The sequence below is a fragment of the Streptomyces sp. SID13666 genome (genome assembly GCF_010548325.1).
Lineage (GTDB): Bacteria > Actinomycetota > Actinomycetes > Streptomycetales > Streptomycetaceae > Actinacidiphila > Actinacidiphila fildesensis.
In genome coordinates this window covers 774,584-799,393 of sequence record NZ_JAAGLX010000001.1, presented here as the reverse complement: position 1 = coordinate 799,393, position 24,810 = coordinate 774,584, and the positions used below count along the sequence as shown (strand labels likewise).

The window sequence follows — 24,810 nt, the reverse complement described above, 5'->3', positions numbered from 1 at the left end:
CGGTCAGGTGAAGCCGCTCAGCTGAGCCGACGTCCCGCTCGCTCACGACAACGTCTCCTGACCGGCATGAGCCGGCCCCGTTCATCGCCCCCGTGGCCTTGGACGGGGCCGCGCCGCAGTATGCGCTCACGCCTGACCGGTCAGCTCCGCGTGTGTGCGGAAGCTGTAGTAGCCGACCAGCGAGAACTGATTGCGGCCGGCCGGCGACGGCAGCGCGAACCCGCGGTCCAACAGCCGGTCGACGATCGGGCCGCAGCCATTCACACCAGGTACCGCGAACGTGCTGTCGTACATCTCCCCCTTGATGATCGGCGGTTGCTGGGACACCCACTGCGTGGGCCCGTAAGCGGTGGAGTTGACGGTCAGCGGTGCACGGTCGGAGCCGATGGCGCAGGTCCGCCGTGAGCCCGGGTACTGGAGGCGGAGCTTGATATCGATGGAGCCACGGATGGTGCCGTTCCCGATGAAGTCGGCGTGACCGGCGTACTCGGGCTGGATCCTCAGGCCGGGGATGCCGGGAACGGCGACCGACCGGGCGTGCATCGCGCCGAAGACCTGGCCGGTGGTGCCGTCGGGCAGCGGGCCCTCCGAGTGGGTGACGGTCAACGGCACTTCGACGGCGGGGATCCTGCCGGTTGCCAGGCGGATGTTGGCGACCATCACCTCGCAGCGCCAGGCGGCGGGATCGGCGCCCGACGGGAGCTGGGGACAGTCGCGGTAGTCGAAAGATGTGGGTATACCGGGGTCGGACGGTTTGGGCGGCAGTGCGGCGGCGTTCGACGCGGTGGCCGTGGCCAGTGTCAGTACGCCGGCGGCCACAGTGGCGGCAAGAGCGATGGTGAGACTCTTCGTTCGGGTCATGAGGCACAGCTTGGCTTCGGGCGCCGTCACACGACGTCCGGGGCGCCCCCCGCACAACCCTGACCGCACCCTGACACACGGTCAGGGGTGACGATTTCAGCGCCGTGTGCACGGGGCCGCCGGACCCAGCTCGATCCAGGCACCAACCCGCAGACAATGGGAGGCGTGAAGGCCACTGCGAGGGTACGAGCGCGGACGACCCACCGATGGGGCGAACGCCCGGTCCGCCGCCCAGGAACGCACGCCTGTCTGAGCGGCCTCTCAGTTCGTCGGGGTCGGCTCGTGCTGGTCGCCGCGGCGGTGGAACATCACGCGGTACTCCCTCGGCCGCCGGCCCGTGTGCCGGGCGAAGATGTCGCCGAACGCACCGGGATCGCGGTACCCGACGTCGGCGGCGATGCTCGCGACGGCCCTGTCGGTCGTCTCCAGCAGGTGTCTGGCTCGACGCACCCGGACCGTGTGCAGGTACGCGAGTGGAGTCTGGCCGGTTTCGTCGCCGAAGCGACGGAGCATGGTTCTCGTGCTGACGTGGAACTCCCGGGCGAGGACGGGCAGGTCGTAGCGGGTACTCAGGTTCTGGTCGAGCCACCGCTTGACGCTGAGCGAGAACTCCCTGCCCACCGTGGGTATGAGCCCTGGATCGACGTAGGGGGCCTGCGTGGAACGTGCATCGTCGACCAGGGCGATCCGCGCGGTGCTGCGGGCGATGCGGGGACCGTCGTGCTCGCGGATGAAGTGCAGCGCGAAGTCGTACATGGCGCTGAAAGCGGCTGTGGTCGTCACGCCCCGGTCCGTCACGACCAGACGCTCCGGGCGCAGGCGCACGTCGGCGTATCTGCGGGCGAACCGGTCCGCGAACAACCAGGACGTGGTCGCTTCGCGCCCGCCGAGCAGGCCGGCTTCAGCGACCAGGAAGGCACCCACGCAGATCGATACGACAGCGGTCCCCGAGGCCGCCTGTGATCGGATCGCAGCTACTTCCGGTCCCAGGCCGGCGAGTGTGGCGTCGAGATCGAGGGTGGGCGACAGCTCGAAACCCGGCACGATCAGGACGTCGACGGGGCGAACCGCCGAGACGTCGATGGCCGAGCCGCCGGACGCGATCACCCGTCGCCGGGGCGAGACGACCGACGTCTCATAGGCCGGCTCGAGCGATCCTTGCGCCGCGGCGACATGGGTGGCCATCGTCAGGAGGTCCGGGACTCCGAAGACTTCCGACGCGAAGCACCCGGGGTAGGCCAGCACCCCGACTCGCAGCGGACTCATGCAGTGCCTCCGACCATGTGACGGGTGGCGATATTACCGGGTTACATGGCGATGCCGCCACTACTCCGGACGGCGGTCACGCCTCACCATCTGGGTCATGACCATCATGCGAGGACAGAGCGACCCCTTGGACGACTTCGCACGCAGGGCCGTCAGCGTCGATGGCGTCGACAAGACCGTGTACGTCGCCGGGTCAGGACCGGCCGTCATCCTCATGCCCGAGATGCCGGGTATCAGCCCCGACGTCGCACGGTTCGCGCGCTGGGTGCGCGATGCCGGATTCTCCGTGTACATGCCCTCACTCTTCGGCGTCGACGGCGCTTATCCACTCGCGGAGGCACGCGAGACCGTCGTCCGACGCGCGTGCGTCAGCGCCGAGTTCCGAGCCTTCGCCGGTGGCGGCACCAGCCCCGTCGTCACCTGGCTGCGCGGCCTCGCCCGGCTGGCGCACGCCGAGTGCGGCGGACCCGGCGTCGGCGCCGTCGGCCTCTGCTTCACCGGCAACTTCGCCTTGACCATGGCACTCGAACCCGCGGTCATCGCACCCGTGGTCAACCATCCGTCGCTTCCGCTCGACGACCCCGGCGCTCTGGAGATCAGCGACGAGGACGCGGCCGCCGTGGCTGAACGCATAACGAGAGACGGACTGAAGGTTCTCGCCTACCGCTTCGACAACGACACGTGGTGCACCGGCCGGCGGTTCGCGGCCTACCAGGCGCTGCTCGGCGACGCATTCGACGGCCGCGTACTCCAGGCGGAGACGGCGAACACCGACCCTCCGCCCTTCTTCCGTGACGTCGTCGGATGCGCCCACAGCGTCGTCACAGCACACCTTGTCGACCAGGACGGTCACCCCACCATGCAGGCCAGGAACGAGATCATCGAGTTCCTCGTCGAGCGACTCGGCACCTGAAGGTTGCGCTTACCGCTGTCCGTGCTTCGACACCGAAGTCGCCGCGCGATCCTCCCACTTCCCGAGGCAGGGTGTGCCGCACCTAGGAACCGCGCTCCCAGGATTGCCTCAGCCCTGGTTGTCACAGCTCACGACGGCGACAGTCGAGGCCATGACCTCCTCATACGCACCGGATTCGGGCCCACATCCCTACATCGGGATGTGGGTGACCGCCGACGGGCACATCCGCCAGGAGTTGCTGCCCAACGGCCGCTACGACGAGGCTCGTGGCACCCGCACCAGCGCCTACACGGGCAGCTACCACGTCACGGGCGCACGCATCGAGTACGCCGACGACTCTGGTTTCACCGCCTCCGGTGACTTCCGTGGCGACGTCCTGCACCACGCCGGCTATGTGTTCCACCGCGAAGGCGGGAAGCCGACTCCGTGATCACCACCCGGTCCACCCGCACGACCGCCCCACGAGGGCGACTGCTGTCCCCCCGCCCCACCGCACGACAGGCAAGGACCAACCCATGAACCTCCGACGCGATGCGAGCGCACTGATCGACGCGTTGAACAACCAGTCCGGAGACCCCGACCGCCGGGTTCTGATCACCGGAGCCACCGTCGTCACCATGGATCCCGCCCACGGTGTCCTGACGTGTGCGGACGTCCTGATCGAAGGGGACGTCATCCGTGCGGTGGCAACCGATCTGATCTCCCAGGGGGCGGCAGAGAACGCCGTGGTCATCGACGCGAAGGGCTTCATCCTCTCCCCCGGTTTCGTCGACACGCACCGGCACGCCTGGGAGGCGCAGTTGCGCCGGCTCATGCCGGACGTGAACGACCTCGGTGACTACGTGATGACCACCCTCGCCGGACTGGCCCCGGTCTACCGTCCCCAGGACATGTACGTCGGCACCCGGCTCGCCGCCCTCACCGCGATCGACAACGGCATCACCTGCATGCTCGACTTCTCGCACAACTCACGCACCCCCGCCCACTCCGACCAGGCCGTCCAGGCCCTGATCGACACGGGCATCCGAGGTGTGCACGCCTCCATGGGCCCGCACTTCGGCGACTGGGACCGGCAGTGGCCCGGCGATCTCACCCGCCTGCACGACCGGTACTTCACGGGCGACCACCCGCTGCTCACCCTGCGCCTGGCGGCGCTGGCGACGGATGAGATCGCCGGACCCGACCTCGCCTACGGGCCGCAGCTCGCCCGCTCCGCAGCGGAGTTGGGCATCGGGGTCAGTATCGATGCGGTCCTCGGTGCCACCTCCTCCGCGGCCGTTCTCCGCTGGGCGAAGGAGGGCCTGCTGACGCCGCAGGTGACGCTCATCCACTGCACCGGCCTGACGCCGCAGGCCTGGCAGGCCATGGCGGACACCGGAAGCACCGTGTCCCTGGCGCCCACCTCCGATGCCCAGATCGGCCTGGACTCCGCGATCCCCGCCATCGACGAGGCACTGGCGTCCGGCATCCGGCCGGGCCTCGGTATCGACGTCGAGGTCGCCCTGGCCAGCGACATGTTCACCCAGATGCGGGCTCTGCACACCATCCAGCGAATGCGGGCGGTCAACGCCGCCCACGGAACCACGGACGAGCCGCACCGGATCAGCACCCACGACGTTCTCGACTTCGCGACCCTCCAGGGCGCCAGGACCAACGGTCTCGGGGAGACGACCGGTTCCCTCACTCCCGGCAAGCAAGCCGACCTTCTGCTCATCGACGCCGAGGATCTCAACACCATGCCCCTCAACGATGCGGTCGGCACCGTCGTCCTGGGCTCGGACCCCCGCAACATCGCCGCCGTGTTCATCGCCGGACAGGTCCGCAAGTGGAACGGCCAGGTCCTGGGTGTCGACCTGCCGGCCCTGCGCCACGCGGTCACCGAGTCACGCGACCACGTCCTCAGCGCTGCGGCGGCCCAGGCCCAGAACCAGGGAGCGTCACCGAAGTAGCTCCTCCAACCACCGCCGGGAGGTGCATCCGATCCGCCCGGTGGGCGGGGACGGCGGGGCCTGGCGCCGGTAGGTGGACCAACGAGGCGCCCCCTCCCCCGCGCGGGGGAGGGGAATGGTCTCCGGCGGATCGGAGGCGTCGAAGGTGCTCGCCGCGGCAGGCATTGATGTCACTGTGCCGGCCGCGGGACTCGGATTCTTTCTCCTGATCGGACTCATGTACCCGTGGGGGCAGGTGTTTCCCCGCTGGACCCTCGTTCTGTCCAGGCGCCGTGTACCGCGTCTGCTGCCCTTGATCCCGGCCTGGCTGACCGCGTTCGGCCTGTCGGTGTACGGGGTCTTCCTGGTGATCTACGCTCCGCTCGCCGCCCTCGGAGTATTGCCGGCCCCCGAACTCGACGCCGATCTCGGCGCCACCCTCTGCGGGACTCTCTGGCTGGCCGCCTTCGGTGGAATGGCCTCCGGCGGCCTGGGCTTCGCCCTCCTCGCGGCCGCACGCTCCTACTGCGCCCGGACCCGCCCCGTCTGCGCCACCGCGGCGACCCCGGAGGCCGGGAGGTTCGGATGAATGGCCGGATTCCCCGCCGTCGGGCACGGAGCATTGGAGTGGCCGCCGGGCCGGTCGATGGCGTGGCTCCCGCACTCCCCCGGCACTGCTTCCTAGGGTCGGCGGTTGACGGACCGAGCGGGCGTCCGGCGGTCCTGTCGGCCGTGGGTGACCGTCCGTCACAGCAGCGGCGCCGTTCCATGCAATCGCGCGGTGCCGACCGTTTCCGCAGGCCGGTTCGGCGACGGGCCGACCGTCCAGAACAGATGGGTGAGTCGTGAAACGCAGGACAGCGGGAGCACGAACGCGCGAACCTTCGGCAGCTGCCGGCCCCACGAACAGGGGGTGGACCCGGCGGCTGGCGGCTGTGTCAGGGCTGCTGTTGCTCTGTGCGCTGCCGATCGGATCGGCGGACGCGACGCAGGCCGGTGACGCGGGCCGGCCCGCCGGCCTGCCGCTGTACGTGTCCGACTACGGCAACAACCGGGTGGTGACACTGCCCGCAGGCGGAGGTGGTCAGACGACGGTTCCCTTCGACGGCCTGGTGCGTCCGACCGGTATGGCGTGGGACGCCGCCAGAAATCTCTATGTCTCCGACACCGGAAACAACCGGGTGGTGAAGCTGGCCCCGAACGGCGGGGAGCAGTCCGTTGTGGCCACCGTCGACCTGTCGCGCCCGCTGGGGCTGGCCGTCGACGCCGCCGGCAGCCTCTACATCGCCGACAGTTTCAACGACCGGGTCGTCAGGGTGTCCGCCGACGGCAGCGGTCAGACGACCGTCCCCACCACGGGGTTGCTGCATCCCTGGGGGCTGGCGCTGAAGGCCGATGGGGAGCTGTACATCTCCGACTTCGTCAACGACCGGGTCGTCAAGGTCTCCGCGGACGGGAGCAGCCAGACCACCGTGCCCACCGTCGGCCTGTCCCAGCCCACCGGGCTGGCCCTGAACGCCAAGGGTGACCTCTACATCTCCGACAGCGGCAACAACCGCGTGGTGAAAGTGGCCGCGGACAGTGGTGAGCAGAGCACGGTGCCCATCGCCGGTCTGAGCGATCCGCTGGGACTCGCGCTCGACACCCACGGCGGCCTCTATGTGGCCGACGCCTTCAACAACCGGGTGGTGCGAGTCCGGGAGACGGGCGGCGGGCAGGTCACGCTTGCCTCCACCGGCCTCAACACGCCGACCGGTCTCGCGTTCCCGCCGATGAGCACACGGCCTGGGTGGAACTGAGCTCCCTCCGGGCAGCCGGGCGGCCGGGAGCACAGGTGTCCCGGCCGCCGCGGTGCATTGACCTGGCGTCTCAAGATGAAACCCGCGTTGCGGTGCCCCCGTGATGGCAGCGACCGTACCTGCCCTCAACTGTGCGGATCCCCTGCCTGATCGTAGTGGAGGTCGGCTGCTGCCGGCTGTCGTGGAGACTCACATGATCTTGGATCACCGTGTCCCCCTTCGGTTGGCATACCGATCCGAAGAAGCGCCTTAGTCTTGCCCGATGGCACGATACTTCGACGTACATCCCGAGAATCCCCAGCCGCGCATCATCAGCGCTGTGGCCGACAATATTAGGTCGGGCGCGCTGGTCGCGTACCCCACGGACTCCTGCTACGCGCTGGGCTGCAAGCTGGGCAACCGCGAGGGCATCGACCGCATCCGGTCCATCCGGAACCTCGATGACCGGCACCACTTCACTCTGATCTGCCAGAATTTCGCCCAACTGGGGCAGTTCGTACAGATCGACAACGACGTGTTCCGCGCGGTCAAGGCGGCGACACCGGGCAGCTACACCTTCATCCTGCCGGCGACGAAGGAAGTGCCGCGCCAGCTGCAGCACCCCAAGAAGCGGACCGTCGGCGTGCGCATCCCGGATCATGTCGTGACGCAGGCGCTGCTGGCCGAACTCGGAGAGCCACTCGTCTCCAGCACCCTGCTGCTGCCCGGCGAGGCGGAGCCGATGACGCAGGGCTGGGAGATCAAGGAACTGCTCGACCACGTGGTGGACGCCGTGGTCGACTCGGGCGACTGCGGCACCGAGCCCACCACCGTCATCGACTTCTCCAGCGGCGAGACCGAGATCCTCCGCCGCGGGGCGGGCGACCCCACACGGTTCGAGTAACCGCGCGTCCTGCCACGTGCCGTCAGTCCTGTTGGCGCCACACGTGCAGACCCCACCGGAACGTGTGCAGGTCGCCGGGTGCGAGTGCCACCAGACCGTCTCGGCTCCGGAAGGCGTTCGGCGGGCAGGACATCGGCTCGACCGCGATACCCCGGCGCCGCCGCTCCGGCAGGGTGTCTCCGGTATACACCTGCACGAACCCGGTGCCCTCCCCGAGCCACAGGTCGGTGCCGTGCGAACCCGAGGGGTGTGCGAGGCGCACGACGGCCCGGCCGGAGGAGTCCCGTTCCAGTTCGGCGAAGGCCGTGTCCAGGCGCTGCCCGCCGACGGCCTTGGCCGTGCGGAAGTCGAAGGGTGATCCCGTCACATCCTCGGCCGCGACGGGCATACCCGTATCGTCGAGTGGAAGCCATTTCCGGGCCGGGACAAGGAGCACCGCGTCGTCCACCATCTCGGTGCCCACGGTCAGGTAGGGGTGCTGGCCAACGCCGTAGGGTGCCGTGTCATCACCGAGGTTACGTGCGACCACTGTCACCATCAGTCCGTCCGCCCCGAGCACGTACCCCACGCGGACGTCGAGGTGGAACGGGTAGCCGGGCTGCGGCCACAGGGTGGCGCCCAGAAGTACCCGGTGCTCCTCACGTTCCACCACCTGCCAGGACATCCAGCGCAGCAGCCCGTGAATGGCGTTGCCGCTCTCCGGCTCGGTCAAAGGCAGTTGGAGGTCCTGGTCGTTCCAGAGGTACCGGCCCTGGCCGATCCGGTTCGGCCAGGGCACGAGGAGTTGACCGCGGCCTCCCGTGATCCGCTCGTCGGCCGAGAAGCCGTCGAGCACCGGGCGACCCTCGACCGTGTAGTCGCGCAACGCACCGCCCACTTCCACAATGACGGCGGTCTGCTCACCATGGCGCAGCAGAATCTGCTGCCCGGTAGGGCTCTCGGACACGTACGGCCTCCAGGTCGAAGTTGGTATCGGGCGAGGGCTACGGGTGGCCGCCGGAAACGTCCGCGGGAAGGTCGGCGGGAACGTCGGCTGGAACCGGGGTGAGTCGGAGCGAGATGACGTAGGACACCACGACCGCGACGATCACCAGCGGCATCACGGTGAGACCCTCCGCTCCCAGCAGCAGCGTGGCCAGCAGCACCGAGGTCATCGGCAGTTTCAGCATCGCCACACACATCGCGCCGATGCCCATCGCGAAGCCGGACGTCACGTCCAGTCCGGGCAGATGGGCGAGGGCGAGCCCGCCCGCCGCTCCCACGAACATCGCGGGAAAGATGGGGCCTCCCCGGAAGCTGCTCAGGGACACGCTGTACGCGAGCGCCTTGCAGACCACGAGTACCACGAGAGTGCCCACCGAGTACCCGGCATACCCCTCGAGCAGGGGGTCGAGCGCGCTCTGCCCGGAGTACAGCACCCCGGACGCCTCCTTGCCCGTCCCTTCGGCGTAGACCAGCGCGATCACGCCGACCACCGTGCCGGCCAACACGGTGGCCACCACCCGCCGCCGCTCGACCCGTGCTTGCAGGAAGAGGGCGAGCCGGCGGATCCCCGTGCCGACGAGGGCCGCTGCCACCCCGACCACGATGGCCCAGCCGAACGCGGCGATGTCGGGCCGGTCGGTGTGCGGCACCTGTTGCAAACCCAGAGAGTAGGTGCCCAGGCCGGTCCACGAGCCCAGGCCGGTGAAGATGAGCGAGCCGACTCCGGCCGCGACCAGCCCCGGAACCAGGACCATCCCGAGCATTGCCCCGCCGAGTCCGGACGCTTCCATCAGGAGGAACGCTCCGAGCAGCGGGGACCCCAGCAGCGCGCTGATGGCGGCGAAGCTCCCGGCGACCCCCACCACGGCGGTCGCGTCCGGCGGAAAGTCCTTCTTGACCAGGCGTACGGCGCCGACGGCCAGCCCGCTGCCGAGCGCGATCAGCGGCGCCTCGGGGCCGAGGACGGCGCCCAGGACGAGCGAGGCGACGCTTGCGAGCGCGATGCCGGGCAGATCGATCGCCGGTGTCGGACCCGTGGCCGCGAGCCCCTCGGCCGGTTTGTGGCCGCCCCCGCCCGGCAGGTACCGGATGGTCAGGCCGACCAGGAGTCCCGCCAGGGCGAGGAGCGGCACCGGCCACCAGGACGGCGTTCCGTGGAAGCCCAGTGCCGTGGGCAGATCCTTGTAGGTCAGCGACTGGAGTTCGGAAACGAGGGCGAGATAGCCGAACGCCGCCGCCGAGACCGGGACACCGAGCACCGCGGCCACCACCAGCAGGACCGGATACCCGCGGGCGCGGACCAGGGCGAAAGGGTCCTTGGGGATCGCCCCCGGCTGTCCGACACCGTCGGCCGACATGATCACCGTCTCTCAGCACTGGCGGGCGGGCACGCGAGGTCTTCCCTGCCGTGATATCACGCGACGACGATGCTCCCGGGTGTGCCGGTGCCTACCGGGCGACGACGGCCGGGTTGCCATTCCGATGGCCCAGCGTCCTGACCGGAACGCTCCGGACGGGGCGCCGTCCGTATCCCCCTCCCGGCCCGCTCAGGAGGAGTCGGGTTCGGTCTGCGCGGCGGTGACCCGGCCGTCCTTGACCGCCTTCACCAGCGCCTGGTGGTCTCGCTCGTTCTGGTCGGCGTAGCTCTCGGCGAAGGTCGACAGTGCACGGTCGAAGACGTCGCCGCGCCCCAGGTATCCGGCGATCGCGATCCGGTCACCGGACCTCGCGTGGGCGCGGGCCAGGGTGGTGCCACAGACCTCGCCGAACGCCCTCATGCCCCTCGGCACCATCAGTTCCGGCTGGGCGATGCCCTTCCAGTCACGCAGCTGACGGATGTAGAAGTCGCGGCGCCGCCCGTCGATCCCGTCCACCCGCTGCCAGCCGAGGAAGATGTCGCTCGCGGCCTGCATCAACCGCTGCCCCGCAACCACCCGCTCGCCCTGGTTCTCGTATTCGCTCGCGCCCACATAGGGGGCGAGCGCCGAGGTGTCGGCCTCTTTGGCCTGGAGGAAGAGCGGGTCGTCGCCGTCCCTGCCGCTCAGCAGGAAGATCCAGCATCGGGTGCCGACGCTGCCGACGCCGACCACCTTGCGGGCCACGTCCACCAGGCGGAAGCCTGCGAGCAGGGAGCGCCGGTCCGACGCGAGGCTATGGCCGTAGCTCTCGATCAGCCGGCGGAACTCCTCCTCCAGGGCGCTGCGTTCGATGTCGGGGAGCAGATCGTCGAGCGACACGAGCAGCGGCGGGTCCGCGACGATCCGGGTTTGCCCGTCCACCACCTCGGTGAGTTTGTCGAACGCCTGCAGACTGTCCCGGGTCCTGGCCTTCGCCAGCGCTCGCGCCACGCCCTTGCGGCCGCGCTTGGCCAGCTGTTCGGCCGCCACTTCCTGGAGACGATCCGCGTCGATCTTCGTGTACCACACGGCGAGATGGCCCATGCCCGCGAACCGGGTCATCGACTCCCGGTAGGACCGTACGGTCGCCCGCACGATGTCGGCCCGCTCCGCGTCCGCGAAGCCGTTGGCCCGGCCCGCGATGACGAGGCTGGCAGCCAGTCGCTTGACATCCCATTCCCAGGGACCGGGCAGCGTCTCGTCGAAGTCGTTGATGTCGAAGAGCAGGCGGCGTTCCGGCGAGGCGAGCAGGCGGAAGTTCAGCAGATGTGCGTCTCCGCACAGTTGGGTCCTGATTCCCGAGTCCGGGGTGGTGGCGAGGTCGGCGGCCATGATCGCGGCGGCGCCGCGGTAGAAGCGGAATGGCGACTCGATCATCCGCCCGTAGCGGATCGGCACGAGTTCGGGCACCCGTGTGGCCGACTGGCTCTCGAGGATGCCCAGCGGATCGGGCCGGCTCGCCTGCGGCGAGAACTCGGCATGACTCGAACGGGGCACGTCACGACGGGCCGCCCTGCCGCGAGCCGCTCGTTCCGCAGGCGTCGCCTCAGGTAGGGGGCGGATCATCGCGGCGGGGCGCTTGGTCATCGAATACCTCCTGTATGCACTCACATCGGATCATCGCGGACATGACCGCTTCCGGCATCATCTGAGCGCTACCGCTGCTCCGCTCGGGCGTGCCGGGCGCCGACCTTCCGCCAGATCGCCCGCTGGCAGCGGAGCGTGGCGGTGCCCACCACGATCAGCACCACGATGTTGACCAGTAGTTGGACGAGCGATCCCCAGGCGTTGCTCCAGCTGGTGAACGCCACCGAAACGCTGATGTCCGCGGCGGCCGGGATCGTCGTGACCGAGATGAACACGCCGAGCAGGGCACTCGTCCTCGCCTCGGTCAGCGAGACGATACCGACGATCCCGGCAAGGGCCGCCACGGCGAACGAGAAGAAGTTGGGCGTGTTGATCAGGTTGGAGACGGGCCGCAGCCCCGCGGTGAAGGCCTGCGACTGCAGGTCGAAGGCCCGGATGAGGAGGCTGAAGAGGAAGGTGATGAGGACAGTCAGCAGGAAGCCCACGAACAGGGCGAGCAGGCCCTTCCGGACCCTCCCCCGGTCGCCCCGGTCGATGCCCAGCGCGATACTCACGATGGCGCCGTACTCGGGACCCACGACCATGGCCGCGACGATCAGGATCTGGGAGTTGGTGACGATCCCGACCGAACCGATGAGTCCCGCGATGACCAGATAGAGATAAAAGCTCGGCGCATACCTCCCCTCGGCCCAGATCCGTGCCTCGACCTGCTCCCAGACCGGCGAGCGGGTCAGTGGCCCGAGCTTTTGCGCTCCGGCGTCGGTCGCCCGTCCCGAGAAGGCGATGTCCACCGGTTCGATGACGATCGAGCCCCGGCGGTCCACCTGCAGCGCACGCAGACCGTGCAGAACCTCGTTCGCCCCTCCCGTGAGCACGTCGCAGGCGATCGCGTCACCGTCCGGGTTTCGCGCGGCGCCGGTCTGCACGATCAGGTTGAGGACGCAAGGGTCGCCGGCGAGCAGGTCGACCACCTCGCTCGTGAGGTCCGGCGGGCTCACCGCGCGCACATGGATCATGTCCATCCTGAACCTCCACGCGCTCCGGCACCCGTCCGTGTCCGCTCGGCCGGGAGCCGGGCCGCCGAAAATCATGGGTCGGACGGTCCTTCCAGTAACACCGCAGGCACGGCGTTCCGCAATCCGGAGCACGTGGCGCCAGGAGCGCGTCGGAGCACGTCAGAGCAGGTCGGAAGCGGTGGTGGAATCCCCAGAGGCGCGCCTGCGGCGCCTGTCGGATAGTGGATCAGGTAGTGATATGTCGGAGATTGGATTCTCATGGACCGCTACCCCCCCATAGCCGAGCACGGACTGGTGGGCGATCTGCAGACCGCCGCTCTGGTTTCCTCGCAGGGCGTCGTCGACTGGTTCGCCGCCCCACGCTTCGACTCCCCCAGCGTCTTCGCCGCGCTGCTCGACCACGACCGCGGCGGATACTTCCGGATGACGGCCAGCAACCCGGATGCATCGTGCAAGCAGTTGTACTACCCCGAGACCGCCATCCTGGTGACCCGCTTCATGTCCCCCGACGGCGTCGGTGAGGTGATCGACTGGATGCCGCCCAACCGCACCCGCACCCCGAGCGACCGCCACACGCTGATACGGGCCGTACGCACGGTTCGGGGGACGGTCCGGTTCGACATGGAGTGCCGGCCACGGTTCGACTACGCCCGGGCCGCCCACCAACTGGACCTGGTTCCCGACGGCGCCACCTTCCGGGCACCGGGCGTCACCGCATACCTCCAGAGCACCGTCCCGCTGGAGCGGGACGGCGAGGACGTGCGCGGCTCGATCACCCTGAACGTCGGCCAGCAGGCGGTGGCCGTGTTCACCGTCTGCGACGGCGACGGCGACGGGCAGCTCCCGCCGCCGCCCACCGTCGACGGGATCACCCAACAGCTGTGGGATGCCGCCGACTTCTGGCAGAGGTGGGTGCGGGGCTCCAACTACCGGGGACGCTGGCCCGACATGGTCAACCGCTCCGCCATCACCCTCAAGCTGCTCACCTACGCCCCCACCGGCGCACCGGTCGCCGCAGCCACCATGGGCCTGCCCGAACAGGTCGGCGGCGAACGGAACTGGGACTACCGCTACACCTGGGTCCGTGATGGCTCACTCTCCATCCGGGCCCTGCTCGACCTCGGCTTCGTCGAGGAGGCCACGGACTTCACGCACTGGCTCGGCGACCGGCTGCGGGAGTCGACGGGAAAGGGCGGCGAGCCCCTCCAGATCATGTACCGGGTCGACGGGGAGCCGCTGGTGACGGAGGAGACGCTCGACCACCTCGAGGGATATCGGGGTTCGGCCCCCGTGCGGCTGGGCAATGCCGCCTCCGACCAGTTGCAGCTGGACATCTACGGCGAGGCGCTCTACGGCCTGTCGGAGGGGCGCGAGGTCGCCATTCAGGCCGGCTATCGCGGGTGGAAGATCCTGGCCGACACCCTGAACTGGCTGGCCGACTCCTGGGACCGGCCCGACGAGGGCATCTGGGAGACCCGCGGCGGGCGCCAGGACTTCACGTACAGCCGGGTGATGTGCTGGGCCGCCTTCGACCGCGGCCTGCGCCTGGCGGCCGAGTTCAGCCGGCCTGCCGACACCGACCGCTGGACCAACGCCCGCGACGCCATCCTCGAGCAGGTCATGGCCCGCGGCTGGAGCGAGAAGGAACAGGCCTACGTGCAGCACTACGGCGGGGACGATGTCCTGGACGCCTCGCTGCTGCTGATGCCCCGGGTCGGATTCATCGCCCCCCGGGACCCGTCCTGGCTCTCCACCCTGGACGCCATGGACCGCACGCTGGTCTCCGACAGCCTGGTCTACCGCTACGACCCGGCCGCCTCCCCCGACGGCCTGCGCGGCTCCGAAGGCACCTTCAGCCTCTGCACCTTCCTCTACGTGGACGCACTTGCCCGGGCGGGACGGCTGCGGCCCGCGCGGTACACGTTCGAGAAGATGCACACCTACGCCAACCACGTCGGCCTCTTCGCCGAGGAGGTGGGACCGAGCGGCGAACAACTGGGCAACTTCCCGCAGGCGTTCACCCATCTGTCGCTCATCACGGCGGCCTGCACCCTGGACGAGGCACTCGACAAGCAGCGCGGCTGAGATGGCACGGGGAGCGATGCGGATGGCCGGAAAGGACACGTCCGAGCGTCAACCACTCCAGAGCCTCGACGAGTTCGGGGCCCTGTACGAACAGCTGCTCAGGCGGGCCGCCGGCGCGGGCGGCGGGCGGGGTGCCCTGGCCACCCTGACACCGGACACGGTACGCGCGGCCGCGGCGGAGGTCCGCTCGGGCCGCACCGTGACGCTCGCCTCTCCTGTGGAGACGGAGCCCACGCCGGACAACCCGCGCCCGGCCGGTCACCGGCTGACCAGCCCGCCCGAGGCGGCGGCCGACGGCACCGGACTCCACTTCGCCATCGACCACTTCAGCATGGATGTGCACGGCGACGCCGACAGTCATCTCGACGCCCTGTGCCACGTCGTCTACAACGGCACCCTGCACGGCGGCGTCCCCGCGGCCACCGTCACCGCCGACGGCGCCACGGCCCTCTCCGTCGAACTGGCCAGTAACGGAATCGTCGGCCGGGGCGTGCTGCTCGACATCCCGCGGCTGCGCGAGGTCCCCTGGCTCGAACCGGGCGACCATGTCAGCGCCGACGACCTCGTGGCCGCCGAGCGCTCCCAACGGGTACGGGTCGGGGAAGGGGACCTGCTCCTCGTGCGGGTCGGCCACCGCCGGCGGCGCAACGAGGCCGGGCCGTGGGACGCAGCGCACACCCGGGCCGGACTGCATCCGACCGCGATGCAGTTCCTCGCCGAACGCCAGGTGGCGGCCCTGGGCAGCGACAGCAACAACGACACCGCCCCGAGCCCCACGGACGGCGTGGAGTTCCCGGTGCACGTGCTGGGCATCCACGCCCTCGGCCTCCACCTCCTCGACTACCTCCAGTTCGAGGACCTGGTGCCGCTCTGTGAACAGGAGGGCCGATGGTCGTTCCTCTGCGTGGTTGCGCCACTGCGGCTACCGGCGGCCACCGGCTCCCCCGTCAACCCCATCGCCATTCTCTGACCGGCAGACGGTTGGGCACGCGCCCGCTCGAAGGATCCACGACCCCGAGGTGGTCGACATGGCTGACAACGAACACTATGACGTCATCATCATCGGCACCGGAGCGGGCGGCGGAACCCTCGCTCACCGGCTCGCCCCCACCGGCAAGCGCATCCTGATCCTGGAACGCGGCGGCTACCTTCCCCGGGAACGGGACAACTGGGAGTCGACGGCGGTCTTCGTCAAGGGCAAGTACCGGGCCCCGGAGTTCTGGTACGACAAGCACGGTGACACGTTCCCACCCGAGGTCAACTACTACGTCGGCGGCAACACCAAGTTCTACGGCGCCGCGTTGTTCCGTCTGCGCCCCGAGGACTTCGGCGAGCTGCGCCATCACGGCGGAATCTCCCCCGCGTGGCCCATCCGCTACGAGGACCTGGAGCCCTATTACACGCAGGCCGAGCACCTCTACCTCGTGCACGGCCGGCACGGCGAGGACCCCGGTGAGGGCGAGGTCAGCGCCCAGTACGCCTACCCGGCGGTGCGGCACGAGCCGCGGATCCAACAACTCAGCGACGACCTGGAGAAGCACGGGCTGCACCCGTTCCATCTGCCCATCGGCGTGAACCTCACTCAGGACGAGCACGGCCGCGCGACCCACGAGAGTGTGTGCATCCGCTGCAACCGGGTGGACGGCTTCCCCTGTCTGGTGCGTGGCAAGGCGGACGCGCAGGTGATCTGCGTCGACCCCGCCCTGGAGCACGCCAATGTGCACATGGTCACCGGCGCCAACGTACGCCGGCTCGAGACCGACCCGACCGGGCGCAGCGTCAACAGGGTGGTCGCCGAGCTGGAGGACGGCTCGACCGCCGACTTCAGCTCCGACATCGTCGTCGTCGCCTGCGGGGCGGTGAACTCCGCCGCGCTGCTGCTGCGATCGGCGAACGAGCAGCACCCGGGCGGGCTCGCGAACACCTCCGACGTCGTCGGCCGCCACTACATGCGGCACAACAACCTGGCACTGATGGCGGTCTCCAAGGAGCCGAACGACACCCAGTTCCAGAAGACGCTCGCGCTCAACGACTGGTACCTGGGCGCGGACGACTGGGACTACCCGCTCGGCGGTATCCAGATGCTGGGCAAGTCGGACTCCGACCAGATCCGCGGCGAAGCCCCGCGCTGGGCCGGGATGGCTTCTCCGGACATGCCCTTCGAGGTGCTGGCCCATCACGCGGTGGACTTCTGGCTCTGCGGAGAGGACCTCCCGCAGCCGGAGAACCGCGTGACCCTGGACGGCGACGGCGGCATCCACCTCGCCCTGGACGAGAAGAACAACATCGAGGGCCTCAAGCGCCTGCAGCACAAATTGCAGGGCATGTTGGGACACCTGGGCATGCATCCGCACCACTTGCTCCCGCACAGCCTCTACCTGCACAAGGGGATGCCGATCGGTGCCACCGCGCATCAGGCGGGCACCGTCCGCTTCGGTTCGGACCCCCGGACCTCGGCGCTCGACGCCAACTGCAAGGCCCACGACGTCGACAACCTGTATGTCGTGGACACGAGTTTCTTCCCGAGCATCGGCGCCGTGAATCCCTCCCTGACCGCCATCGCCAACGCCCTGCGGGTAGGCGACCACATCACGGAGCGACTGGGCTGAGCGGAAACGGGACGACCCGTCCGGGCACGTTGGCCGGCTCGGGGACGGTCAGTGCCCGGACGTCGGAGTCAACAGCACGGCGATGTCTCCGGGGTGACGAGTGGGGGCGCCGGCCGCAGTGACCGGTGTGAGCTGACCGTCACGGCGCAGCACGAACAGCATCTGGTGCCCTGTGGGGATCGCGCTGTCGGTGCGGTGCATCACGATCCGGGCGCCGGCCGCGTACCGGCGCACCAGTTCCGGCCGGGTCAGCCCGGCGCCGAAGAGTGCCTCACCTCCGGCGTACGGCGCCACCACACCCTGGCTGCCGGCGAGCGGTCCGAGACGGTGGACGGAGCCTTCCACGCTCTCTTGGAGCGTCATCGAGGCGAGCGCGTTGAAATCGTCCTGCTCGGTGAGCAGCAGCACACTGGTGATTCCTTCCAGCTCGGCGCCGGCCCCGGTGGCAGCCGCGAGCAGCTCGCCGGGCGCCAGCTCCAGCCCTGCCTCCTCGATCCGGGCGCGCTGGTCATGGGCGCCGGCCCACATCAGGACGTCCAGCCCCGCCGAGTTCAGGGCCCGTCCCAGGTCGATCGCCCACAGATCGCCCCCGACGAGCAGCGGCCGCGACCGTGCGGGGCGCAGCACCCCGAGCCGTCTGGCGACCGGGAGCGCGGTCAGGCCGTAGAGCATGACGGTGGCGACGATGACAAGGAAGGTGGCCGGCAGGATCCGGTCGGCACCGTCGATCCCTTTCTGGACAAGGGTGACGGAGAAGGTGGAGGCGGTGGCCGCGGCGACGATGCCGCGCGGTGCCATCCAGCCGACGAACCACCGTTCGCCGGGCAGGATGTCGGTCCCCGCGGTGGCGATGTGCGCCACCAGCGGCCTGACCACGAGGACCAGGACAGCCACCAGGGCGAGCGCCGGGAGGATCACATGACGCAGCGACTGCGGGGTGACGGTGGCCGAGATGGAGATGAACAACAGGCCGATGATCAGCGAGACCAGAGCCTCGAAGAAGGGCCTGCGAGCCGGGATGTCCAGGCCCGGCAGATTGGCCAGGGCCATTCCCATGACCACGGCGGCGATCAGGCCGGTGTCGTCACGGATCGCGTCGCAGGCGGCCGCCACGCCGACCACCGCGGCGAACTGGACTGTGGTTCCGAGCACCTCGTTCAGCCTCATGTACCGCATCACCAGCCAGAGCGCCCCCGCCCCCACCACACCGCCGGTCAGGCCCACCAGCGCGCTGATCCAGAACTGTCCCAGCTGGCTCCCGAAGCCGTTCTGGTCGGCCCTCGCGATGACGCTGTGGAAGATGAACGCACCCAGGATGCCGCCGATCGGATCGATCAGGGAGCCCTCCCAGATGAGGATGCGCTGCAGTCGCTCGGTCGGGCGGACGAAGTTGAGGAGCGGCCCGACGACCGTCGGGCCCGAGACCACCAGGATCGCTCCCAGCATGATGGCCGCGTACTTCGACATGCTCAGGACCGGTACCGCGAACAGTGCTGCGGACACCCAGGTGATCAGCGTGCCGAGCCAGAGGAGTCTGACCACGACGCGACGCGTGTGACCGCGCAGCCGTTTCAGTTCGAGGCCGAGCCCGGCGTCGTAGAGGATCACCGCCACGGCGAGCGAGACCAGCGGGGAGAACGCCGGGCCCAGCAGACGTTCGGGGTCGACGTCGTCCGACAGCGCGCCGGCGGCGAAGCCGACCGGGAGCAGGACGAGAAGCGCCGGCACGCGCAATCGGCTCGCCAACAGCTGGGAGCCGACCGCCAGCACCACGATCAAGCCCACACCCGTCAGTACCTGATTGGGCGTCACAGCTGTGCCTCCTGGGCGGGTTACTGGCCGACGAGCTGGTACCTGCTCCTGCCGGCCGGTCAGCGGCCGACCAGCAGGCAGAGCGCGCCGATGGTCCGGTCCTGGTGGCTCTCCATCACCCCGCGACGTCCTCGTCGGCGAGGGGCTCCAGTACACCGTGGGTGTCGAGGCGGTACAGCACGACGAGCGCGGGTCCGATCAGCACCAGCGCGACGGCCGCGATGATGAGCATCCACTGGAGCGACGCACTCGCTCCCGCGCCCTGCTGGACGGTGAGCGAGGTGGGCACCAGATAGGGCCGCTGGGCGAAGCCCCACGCGGCGACCAGCAGGGCCACGGTGGCAACCGAGGTGTAGCGGGCCCACCCGGCAGCCGGGCCGGCGACCAGCAGGACGGTGACCGCCACGGCGAGCACGGCGATGAGCACCAGGAGGAGCCCCATCCCGTGGGTGAGCCCGTGGTGGACGTACGACGCGTGCGGGTCGGTCACGGTCAGGCCGATCACGCCGAGCACCAGGAGGGCCGCGGCGCTGATCCACGCGCGGAGCCGGAAGTAGCCGATCAGGTCGACGGCCCCGAAGCGGCGGGCGTCAACGGTGAGGAAGACCGCGCCGAGGAAGGCGGTGGCCGCGACGGTGAGCAGCCCGGCCATGATCGAGGTGGTGTTGGACCAGGCGTCCGCCGAGGCGGTGGTGCCGGGCGCGACCCGCCCGGAGGCCACCCCGCCGGCGGCGGTGCCGAGGAAGAACGGGGTGACCAGCGACGAGACCGCGAACACGGCGCCGTAGATCCGGCGTGCGGCGAGCCGTCGGGCGGGCTTGCGCAGGGCGAAGCCGGCCCCGCGCAGGACCATGCCGACGGCCGCCAGCGCCAGCGGGAGCCACAGCGCGGTGAACACCGTCTGGAAGAACACCGGGAAGCCGGTCCACATCAGGATGAACACGAAGATCAGCCAGACGTTGTTGACCTCCCAGACGGGCGCCATGGCGTGGTCGATCAGCCGGCGTGGGCGCTTGCCGCGGTCGGCGCCGCCGGCCAGCAGGTCCCAGAACCCGGCGCCGTAGTCGACACCGCCGCCGCAGGCGTAGGCGGCGATCACCAGCAACAGGATCCAGGCGACGAGGGTGGCGGTCACTGGTCGCTCCCGGATGTCCCGCCGGTGCCCGGATCGGTCGGCGACGCGCCGGAACGCGTCCCGGTGGTGGCGAGTTCAGGGCGCGGTCCGTACGGAGTGTCGGTCTCCGGTCCCTCGGCGGACGCCCGCGCGGAGCCGGCGTCGGCGAGCCGCCAGCGGCTGCGCATCTTCAGCACCACTCCGAGGAACGCGCCGAAGACGAGTGCATAGACCGTGACGACGATGCCGAACATGGTCCACAGCGAGGATGCGGCGGTGGGGGTCACCGCTTCGGAGACCCGCATGTTCTGGTAGACGATCCAGGGCTGCCGGCCCACCTCGGTGGTGATCCAGCCGCACTCCACGGTCAGCAGGCAGGCCACGCCGGAGACGGCGGCGCACCGGAAGAACCAGCGGGACCGTGGCAGGTCGCGGTGGCGCAGCCAGCACCAGCCGTACCAGAGCGCGAGCAGGATCAGCAGGCTGCCGATGGTGACCATGATGTCGAAGGCCCAGTGCGCGATGGTGGCCTGGGTGGCGGTGGGCCGGTCAGCGGCGGGTACCGATGACAATCCGGTGACCTGGGTCTTGGGGCTGAACCCGGCCAGGATGGAATCCAGTTGGGGAATCTTCAGGCCACCCTTGATGCTTCCGTCCTCCTGCAGACGGCCGAACATGTACTCGGGTACGTGGGTGTCGGTCTTCCAGACGATCTCGGTGGCGGCGAACTTGGTGGGCTGCTTGTGGAACACCGCCCGGGTGATGGAGTCACCCAGCACGAACTGCACCGGCGTGAGGATCGCGGCGGCCGTGAAGGGTACGGAGAACCCGAGGCGGTGATAGCGGTCCCGGCGGCCGCGCAGCCAGCCCACCGCGTAGACGCCTGCAACGACGTAACCAGCCGTCAGGAACATCGCCACCACGAAGTGCCAGTACTGCGGACCGAACATGGGCGTGAAGATCGCCTGTTGGACGCTGACGTTCACAGGCCTGCCACTCGGGTCAAGCGTGAATCCCTGGGGGGTGTTCATCCATGAGTTCGCGGCGATGATGCCGAAGGCTCCCAGCAACGCCGCGAGCGGCAGCGGAACACCGAGCCAGAAGTGCGTCCACGGCTTCAGCCTGCGCCACCCGTAGAGGTAGATCGCGATCAGGATCGCCTCAAGGAAGAACGCCCACGCCTCCACGCCGAACCCGATACCGAAGACGTCACCCCAGCGACCCATCATGCCCGGCCACAGCAGCCCGAACTCGAACGACAGCACCGTACCGGTGACGATGCCGACGGCGAACTGGACGGCCATCACCGCCGACCAGCGGCGCGCCAGCAGCATCGCGACCGGGTCGGCCCTGCGCAGTCCCCGGTAGTGCATCACCAGCGTGATGAACGGCAGTGCCACCCCCAGCGGCACCAGGAGGATGTGGGAGGCCAGGGTGAACGCCATCAGTTCCCGGGCCGGCAGCAACTGTGGAGGGGTGGTCGCCAGAAGGTGTACTGCGGTGTTCATGCGGGCCTCGGTGGCTCGTGCCGGTTGACAGGGGGGTCAGCCGGTGGACCGGACGGGGGGAAGGCTTGTGCGGCGGCGCCGTGCGGGACCTCCGGGGTGAAGGCACGTTCACGGCGCGAGCCGGTGGCGAAGACCACCGCCCAGCTGAGGACGGCGCCGAGCCGACTGCGGAAACCGGTGAGGAAGGCGATGTGGATGAACAGCCAGATCAGCCAGCCGATCAGCCCGGAAGCGCGGAAGCGGCCCATCTTCACCACGGCCCTGCCGCGCGAGATGTACGCCGCGCTGCCCAGGTCCAGATAGCGGAACGGTCGCGGCGCGCGGGTCCTTCCCTCGATGGCGTGACGGATCCTGCGGCCGGCGTAGGCGCCGCTCTGCATCGCGACCTCCGCGAGACCGGGCAGCTTGTCCAGGCTCATCAGATCGCCGACGACCCGGATCTCCGGATGGCCGGCGATGGTGAGATCCGGCTCGACCCGGATGCGCCCCGCCCGGTCCTGCTCGGCGCCGGTCGCCCTGGCCAGCGCCGTCGCCAGCGGAGGCGCCTCGACCCCGGCCGTCCACAGCACCGTGCGCGCCTCCACCCGGTCGATGCCACCGTCCTTGCGGCGCACCGTCAGGCCGTGGACGTCCACTTCGGTGACGATCGACCTCAGGTGGACCTCGACACCGAGAGCGTCGAGGGTACGGGCGGTCCGGCGGGACAGCTCAGGCCCGAAGGCACCGAGCACCCCGTCGGATCCGTCGAAGATCAGGACCCGCGCCCGACCGGGGTCGATCGTGGAGAACTCCCGCTCGAGCGTGTGGCCGGCGATCTCCCGGATCTGCCCGGCCAGCTCGACCCCGGTGGGGCCACCACCTACCAGGGCGAAGGTGAGCCACTGAGCGCGCTCCTGCGGATCCGTGCTCGCCTCGGCCATCTCGAACGCCTGGTAGAGCTTGGTCCGCACAGCCAGCGCATCCGCGAGCGTCTTCATGCCGGGGGCGTACGGCGCGAACTCGTCGTGCCCGAAGTAGGACTGCCGCACGCCGATCCCCACGATGAGATCGTCGTAGGGCAACTCGAGTACGCCGCCGTCCGGCCGCTGCGCGTGGACGATCCGCCCGGCGACGTCCACGTCGATGGCCGTGGCCTGCAGGCACCGCACCTGGGGGTGGCGCCGCAGGACAGCCCGCAGCGGCTGGGCGATCTGTCCCTCGGAGAGGATGCCGGAGGCACACTGATACAGCAGGGGCTGGAACAGGTGGTGCGCGCAGCTGTCGACCAGGGTGACCGCTACCGGGGCGCTGCGCAGGGCCCGCACAGCGAAGAGGCCGGCGAAGCCGCCGCCCAGGATTACCACTCTGCGGGGTGTCACATGGTCTTCCACCTGGGATCAGCCGCCGGTGGCGAAACCGGGGAAGAGGGTCATCCCGCCGTCGACGAAGAGCGTGGTGCCGACGACGTAGTCCATCAGGTCGGAGGCGAGGACGGTCACCGCGTTGGCGATGTCCTCCGGATCGCCGACCCGGCGGTACGGGACCAGCCGCAGGAGGTCGGCCTCGGCCTCAGGGGTGTCCCAGGCACTGCGGTTGATGGGAGTGCGGATGGCGCCGGGCGCCACGGCGTTCACTCTGATCCCCTTCGGGGCGAGCTCCTGCGCCAGGGTCTGCATCAGCATCAGGACGCCGCCCTTGGATGCGGCGTAGTTCACGTGGCCGGTCCAGGGGATGATCTGGTGGACCGAACTCATGCAGACGATCTTCCCGGCCGAGCGGGACACCTCGGGGACGACGCCGCGGCGGAGGAATTCCTTGGCGGCTTCCCGGGCGCACAGGAACTGGCCGGTGAGGTTGACGTCCAACACCTTTTGCCATTGGGCGACGCTCATGTCGGTGATGGCGGCGTCCCGCTGCAGCCCGGCGTTGGCCACCATGATGTCGATCGTGCCGAACTCCTCGACCATGCGCGCGACCATCGCGACGACCTGGTCCTCCTGGGAGACGTCGGCCTCGTGCGCGTACGCCCGCACCCCCAAGGACTTGATCTCCTCGACCACTTCCTCGGCCGCCTCCTTGCCGGAGACATAGTTGACGACCACGTCGGCACCCGCCCGCCCCAGACCGATCGCGGTCGCCTTGCCGATGCCGGAGTTCGCCCCCGTCACCAGCGCCTTCTGTCCATGGAGAATCGCCGGTACCGGCCTCCGGCCTTCGTTCACGTCTGAGGTCACTGCCTGTCTCCCGTCGTCGGCCGTGCATCCGGTACCAAGAATGGAGACTCCCCGGCGATGTCCTGTCCTGAGCGCGCGGCGCGCGCGGCCCGCCCGATGGGCGCAGTGATATCGCTCCGACGGCCCAACGCGGGGCGCGTCCGGACCGCAGGCACCTGGATCACCCCTTCGGGAGCCATCCGGGTGCGTCTCTCCGGCCCCATGGCGCCCATGACATCCCACCGCGCCCCCGCCGTGCATGATCTCCGCAGTGGGAGTTGTCCAGACCCGGGAGAGGCACTGTGGTCGGATCAGGACCAGGACCGGCGATCGTCGTGGTCATGGGTGTCGCCGCGTCGGGCAAGACCACCGTCGGGCGGTTGCTCGCCCAGCGTCTCGATGTGCCCTTCGTGGAAGGTGACGACTTCCACCCCGCGGCGAACATCGCCAAGATGACCGCGGGGCAAGCACTCGACGATGAGGACCGCGAACCGTGGCTGCGGAGCCTGACCCGCTGCATCCGGGAAACCTCCGGTGCCCACCAGGGTGGGGTCATCTCCTGCTCGGCCCTCAAGCGGGAGTACCGGGACCTGCTCCGTGCGGCCGGCCCGGGCGTCTGGTTCCTCTACCTGGCCCTTGACGAGGAGACGGCCCACACCCGGATCGCACACCGGACCGGGCATTTCATGACCGCCCGGCTCCTGGACTCCCAATACGAGGCGCTGGAACCACTGCGGGCCGACGAGCCCGGACTCACCGTCGATGCGACCGCCGGGATCGACATGATCATCGGCCCGGTCCAGGCCGCCGTCGCCCGCTTCGAGGCCGGCGAACCGGGATGACCGCCCCCGGTCCC

Annotated in this window: 21 protein-coding genes; 10 read left to right on the top strand and 11 right to left on the bottom strand. The window is 69.5% G+C overall.

Going from position 1 to position 24,810, the window contains the following annotated elements; genetic code table 11:
* Positions 1 to 126: 126 nt before the first annotated feature.
* Positions 127 to 861, bottom strand: coding sequence for a hypothetical protein (locus G3I60_RS03805; protein WP_164292223.1), 735 nt, complete (start codon positions 859 to 861; stop codon positions 127 to 129).
* 261 nt (positions 862 to 1,122) lie between these two features.
* Positions 1,123 to 2,127, bottom strand: coding sequence for a GlxA family transcriptional regulator (locus tag G3I60_RS03800; RefSeq protein ID WP_164292224.1), 1,005 nt, complete (start codon positions 2,125 to 2,127; stop codon positions 1,123 to 1,125).
* A 97-nt stretch (positions 2,128 to 2,224) separates the two neighbouring features.
* Here G3I60_RS03800 and G3I60_RS03795 point away from each other — a divergent pair, with 97 nt between their 5' ends.
* The 6 genes from G3I60_RS03795 (at position 2,225) to G3I60_RS03770 (ending at position 7,650) form a co-directional block, all read left to right on the top strand.
* Positions 2,225 to 3,040 carry a dienelactone hydrolase family protein gene (locus G3I60_RS03795; RefSeq protein ID WP_239069462.1) on the top strand — a complete coding sequence of 272 codons (816 nt, stop codon included), beginning with the start codon at positions 2,225 to 2,227 and terminating at the stop codon, positions 3,038 to 3,040.
* 151 nt (positions 3,041 to 3,191) lie between these two features.
* The gene (locus tag G3I60_RS03790) at positions 3,192 to 3,470 is read left to right on the top strand and encodes an Atu4866 domain-containing protein (protein WP_164292225.1); all 279 of its coding nucleotides are present in this window, start codon (positions 3,192 to 3,194) and stop codon (positions 3,468 to 3,470) included.
* 85 nt (positions 3,471 to 3,555) lie between these two features.
* A complete protein-coding gene (locus G3I60_RS03785; RefSeq protein ID WP_164292226.1) occupies positions 3,556 to 4,989 on the top strand; it encodes an amidohydrolase family protein in 1,434 nt (477 codons plus the stop codon).
* Between the two features lie 115 nt (positions 4,990 to 5,104).
* Complete coding sequence (locus tag G3I60_RS03780; protein ID WP_203671943.1) at positions 5,105 to 5,557, top strand: hypothetical protein; 453 nt, start codon at positions 5,105 to 5,107, stop codon at positions 5,555 to 5,557.
* Between the two features lie 346 nt (positions 5,558 to 5,903).
* Positions 5,904 to 6,767, top strand: coding sequence for a hypothetical protein (locus G3I60_RS03775; protein ID WP_343240748.1), 864 nt, complete (start codon positions 5,904 to 5,906; stop codon positions 6,765 to 6,767).
* A 262-nt stretch (positions 6,768 to 7,029) separates the two neighbouring features.
* A complete protein-coding gene (locus tag G3I60_RS03770; RefSeq protein ID WP_164292228.1) occupies positions 7,030 to 7,650 on the top strand; it encodes an L-threonylcarbamoyladenylate synthase in 621 nt (206 codons plus the stop codon).
* A 22-nt stretch (positions 7,651 to 7,672) separates the two neighbouring features.
* Here G3I60_RS03770 and G3I60_RS03765 read toward each other — a convergent pair whose 3' ends face one another.
* The 4 genes from G3I60_RS03765 to G3I60_RS03750 all read right to left on the bottom strand — a co-directional run bounded on the left by G3I60_RS03765 (position 7,673) and on the right by G3I60_RS03750 (position 12,640).
* Positions 7,673 to 8,596 (bottom strand): aldose 1-epimerase family protein, encoded by a 924-nt coding sequence (locus tag G3I60_RS03765; RefSeq protein WP_164292229.1) that lies wholly within the window; start codon positions 8,594 to 8,596, stop codon positions 7,673 to 7,675.
* A 37-nt stretch (positions 8,597 to 8,633) separates the two neighbouring features.
* Positions 8,634 to 9,992 carry a chloride channel protein gene (locus G3I60_RS03760; RefSeq protein ID WP_164292230.1) on the bottom strand — a complete coding sequence of 453 codons (1,359 nt, stop codon included), beginning with the start codon at positions 9,990 to 9,992 and terminating at the stop codon, positions 8,634 to 8,636.
* 189 nt (positions 9,993 to 10,181) lie between these two features.
* Positions 10,182 to 11,618, bottom strand: coding sequence for a DUF2252 domain-containing protein (locus tag G3I60_RS03755; protein WP_164606472.1), 1,437 nt, complete (start codon positions 11,616 to 11,618; stop codon positions 10,182 to 10,184).
* Positions 11,619 to 11,686: 68 nt separating this feature from the next.
* A complete protein-coding gene (locus G3I60_RS03750) occupies positions 11,687 to 12,640 on the bottom strand; it encodes a DUF389 domain-containing protein (protein WP_138351762.1) in 954 nt (317 codons plus the stop codon).
* Positions 12,641 to 12,892: 252 nt separating this feature from the next.
* Between G3I60_RS03750 and G3I60_RS03745 the strand changes: the two genes are divergently transcribed.
* Genes G3I60_RS03745 through G3I60_RS03735 form a run of 3 tightly spaced genes read left to right on the top strand, consistent with a single transcriptional unit; the run spans position 12,893 to position 17,328 of the window.
* The gene (locus tag G3I60_RS03745) at positions 12,893 to 14,719 is read left to right on the top strand and encodes a glycoside hydrolase family 15 protein (RefSeq protein ID WP_164292232.1); all 1,827 of its coding nucleotides are present in this window, start codon (positions 12,893 to 12,895) and stop codon (positions 14,717 to 14,719) included.
* 22 nt (positions 14,720 to 14,741) lie between these two features.
* Positions 14,742 to 15,689, top strand: a complete 948-nt coding sequence (locus G3I60_RS03740; RefSeq protein ID WP_164292233.1) for a cyclase family protein — start codon at positions 14,742 to 14,744, stop codon at positions 15,687 to 15,689.
* A 58-nt stretch (positions 15,690 to 15,747) separates the two neighbouring features.
* Positions 15,748 to 17,328, top strand: coding sequence for a GMC oxidoreductase (locus tag G3I60_RS03735; RefSeq protein ID WP_164292234.1), 1,581 nt, complete (start codon positions 15,748 to 15,750; stop codon positions 17,326 to 17,328).
* Positions 17,329 to 17,376: 48 nt separating this feature from the next.
* Here G3I60_RS03735 and G3I60_RS03730 read toward each other — a convergent pair whose 3' ends face one another.
* From G3I60_RS03730 to G3I60_RS03710, 5 genes are all read right to left on the bottom strand, one after another.
* Positions 17,377 to 19,140, bottom strand: coding sequence for a cation:proton antiporter (locus G3I60_RS03730; protein WP_164292235.1), 1,764 nt, complete (start codon positions 19,138 to 19,140; stop codon positions 17,377 to 17,379).
* Positions 19,141 to 19,255: 115 nt separating this feature from the next.
* Complete coding sequence (locus tag G3I60_RS03725; RefSeq protein ID WP_164292236.1) at positions 19,256 to 20,275, bottom strand: cytochrome d ubiquinol oxidase subunit II; 1,020 nt, start codon at positions 20,273 to 20,275, stop codon at positions 19,256 to 19,258.
* Positions 20,272 to 21,762 carry a cytochrome ubiquinol oxidase subunit I gene (locus tag G3I60_RS03720; protein ID WP_164292237.1) on the bottom strand — a complete coding sequence of 497 codons (1,491 nt, stop codon included), beginning with the start codon at positions 21,760 to 21,762 and terminating at the stop codon, positions 20,272 to 20,274. The genes G3I60_RS03725 and G3I60_RS03720 overlap by 4 nt, the downstream gene beginning before the upstream one ends.
* On the bottom strand, positions 21,759 to 23,120 hold the full coding sequence (locus G3I60_RS03715) for an NAD(P)/FAD-dependent oxidoreductase (RefSeq protein ID WP_343240749.1): 1,362 nt from the start codon (positions 23,118 to 23,120) through the stop codon (positions 21,759 to 21,761). The genes G3I60_RS03720 and G3I60_RS03715 overlap by 4 nt, the downstream gene beginning before the upstream one ends.
* A gap of 18 nt (positions 23,121 to 23,138) precedes the next feature.
* A complete protein-coding gene (locus G3I60_RS03710) occupies positions 23,139 to 23,975 on the bottom strand; it encodes an SDR family oxidoreductase (RefSeq protein ID WP_343240750.1) in 837 nt (278 codons plus the stop codon).
* Positions 23,976 to 24,295: 320 nt separating this feature from the next.
* Here G3I60_RS03710 and G3I60_RS03705 point away from each other — a divergent pair, with 320 nt between their 5' ends.
* Positions 24,296 to 24,796 (top strand): gluconokinase, encoded by a 501-nt coding sequence (locus G3I60_RS03705; protein ID WP_164292838.1) that lies wholly within the window; start codon positions 24,296 to 24,298, stop codon positions 24,794 to 24,796.
* The last annotated feature ends 14 nt before the right edge of the window (positions 24,797 to 24,810 follow it).

What these genes read in the sequence shown, in the direction of transcription:
- G3I60_RS03805 (WP_164292223.1), bottom strand. Translation starts at nt 861, where the DNA reads ATGACCCGAACGAAGAGTCTCACCATCGCTCTTGCCGCCACTGTGGCC.
- G3I60_RS03800 (WP_164292224.1), bottom strand. Translation starts at nt 2,127, where the DNA reads ATGAGTCCGCTGCGAGTCGGGGTGCTGGCCTACCCCGGGTGCTTCGCG.
- G3I60_RS03795 (WP_239069462.1), top strand. Translation starts at nt 2,225, where the DNA reads ATGACCATCATGCGAGGACAGAGCGACCCCTTGGACGACTTCGCACGC.
- G3I60_RS03790 (WP_164292225.1), top strand. Translation starts at nt 3,192, where the DNA reads ATGACCTCCTCATACGCACCGGATTCGGGCCCACATCCCTACATCGGG.
- G3I60_RS03785 (WP_164292226.1), top strand. Translation starts at nt 3,556, where the DNA reads ATGAACCTCCGACGCGATGCGAGCGCACTGATCGACGCGTTGAACAAC.
- G3I60_RS03780 (WP_203671943.1), top strand. Translation starts at nt 5,105, where the DNA reads ATGGTCTCCGGCGGATCGGAGGCGTCGAAGGTGCTCGCCGCGGCAGGC.
- G3I60_RS03770 (WP_164292228.1), top strand. Translation starts at nt 7,030, where the DNA reads ATGGCACGATACTTCGACGTACATCCCGAGAATCCCCAGCCGCGCATC.
- G3I60_RS03760 (WP_164292230.1), bottom strand. Translation starts at nt 9,992, where the DNA reads ATGTCGGCCGACGGTGTCGGACAGCCGGGGGCGATCCCCAAGGACCCT.
- G3I60_RS03755 (WP_164606472.1), bottom strand. Translation starts at nt 11,618, where the DNA reads ATGACCAAGCGCCCCGCCGCGATGATCCGCCCCCTACCTGAGGCGACG.
- G3I60_RS03750 (WP_138351762.1), bottom strand. Translation starts at nt 12,640, where the DNA reads ATGGACATGATCCATGTGCGCGCGGTGAGCCCGCCGGACCTCACGAGC.
- G3I60_RS03745 (WP_164292232.1), top strand. Translation starts at nt 12,893, where the DNA reads ATGGACCGCTACCCCCCCATAGCCGAGCACGGACTGGTGGGCGATCTG.
- G3I60_RS03740 (WP_164292233.1), top strand. Translation starts at nt 14,742, where the DNA reads ATGGCCGGAAAGGACACGTCCGAGCGTCAACCACTCCAGAGCCTCGAC.
- G3I60_RS03735 (WP_164292234.1), top strand. Translation starts at nt 15,748, where the DNA reads ATGGCTGACAACGAACACTATGACGTCATCATCATCGGCACCGGAGCG.
- G3I60_RS03720 (WP_164292237.1), bottom strand. Translation starts at nt 21,762, where the DNA reads ATGAACACCGCAGTACACCTTCTGGCGACCACCCCTCCACAGTTGCTG.
- G3I60_RS03705 (WP_164292838.1), top strand. Translation starts at nt 24,296, where the DNA reads ATGGGTGTCGCCGCGTCGGGCAAGACCACCGTCGGGCGGTTGCTCGCC.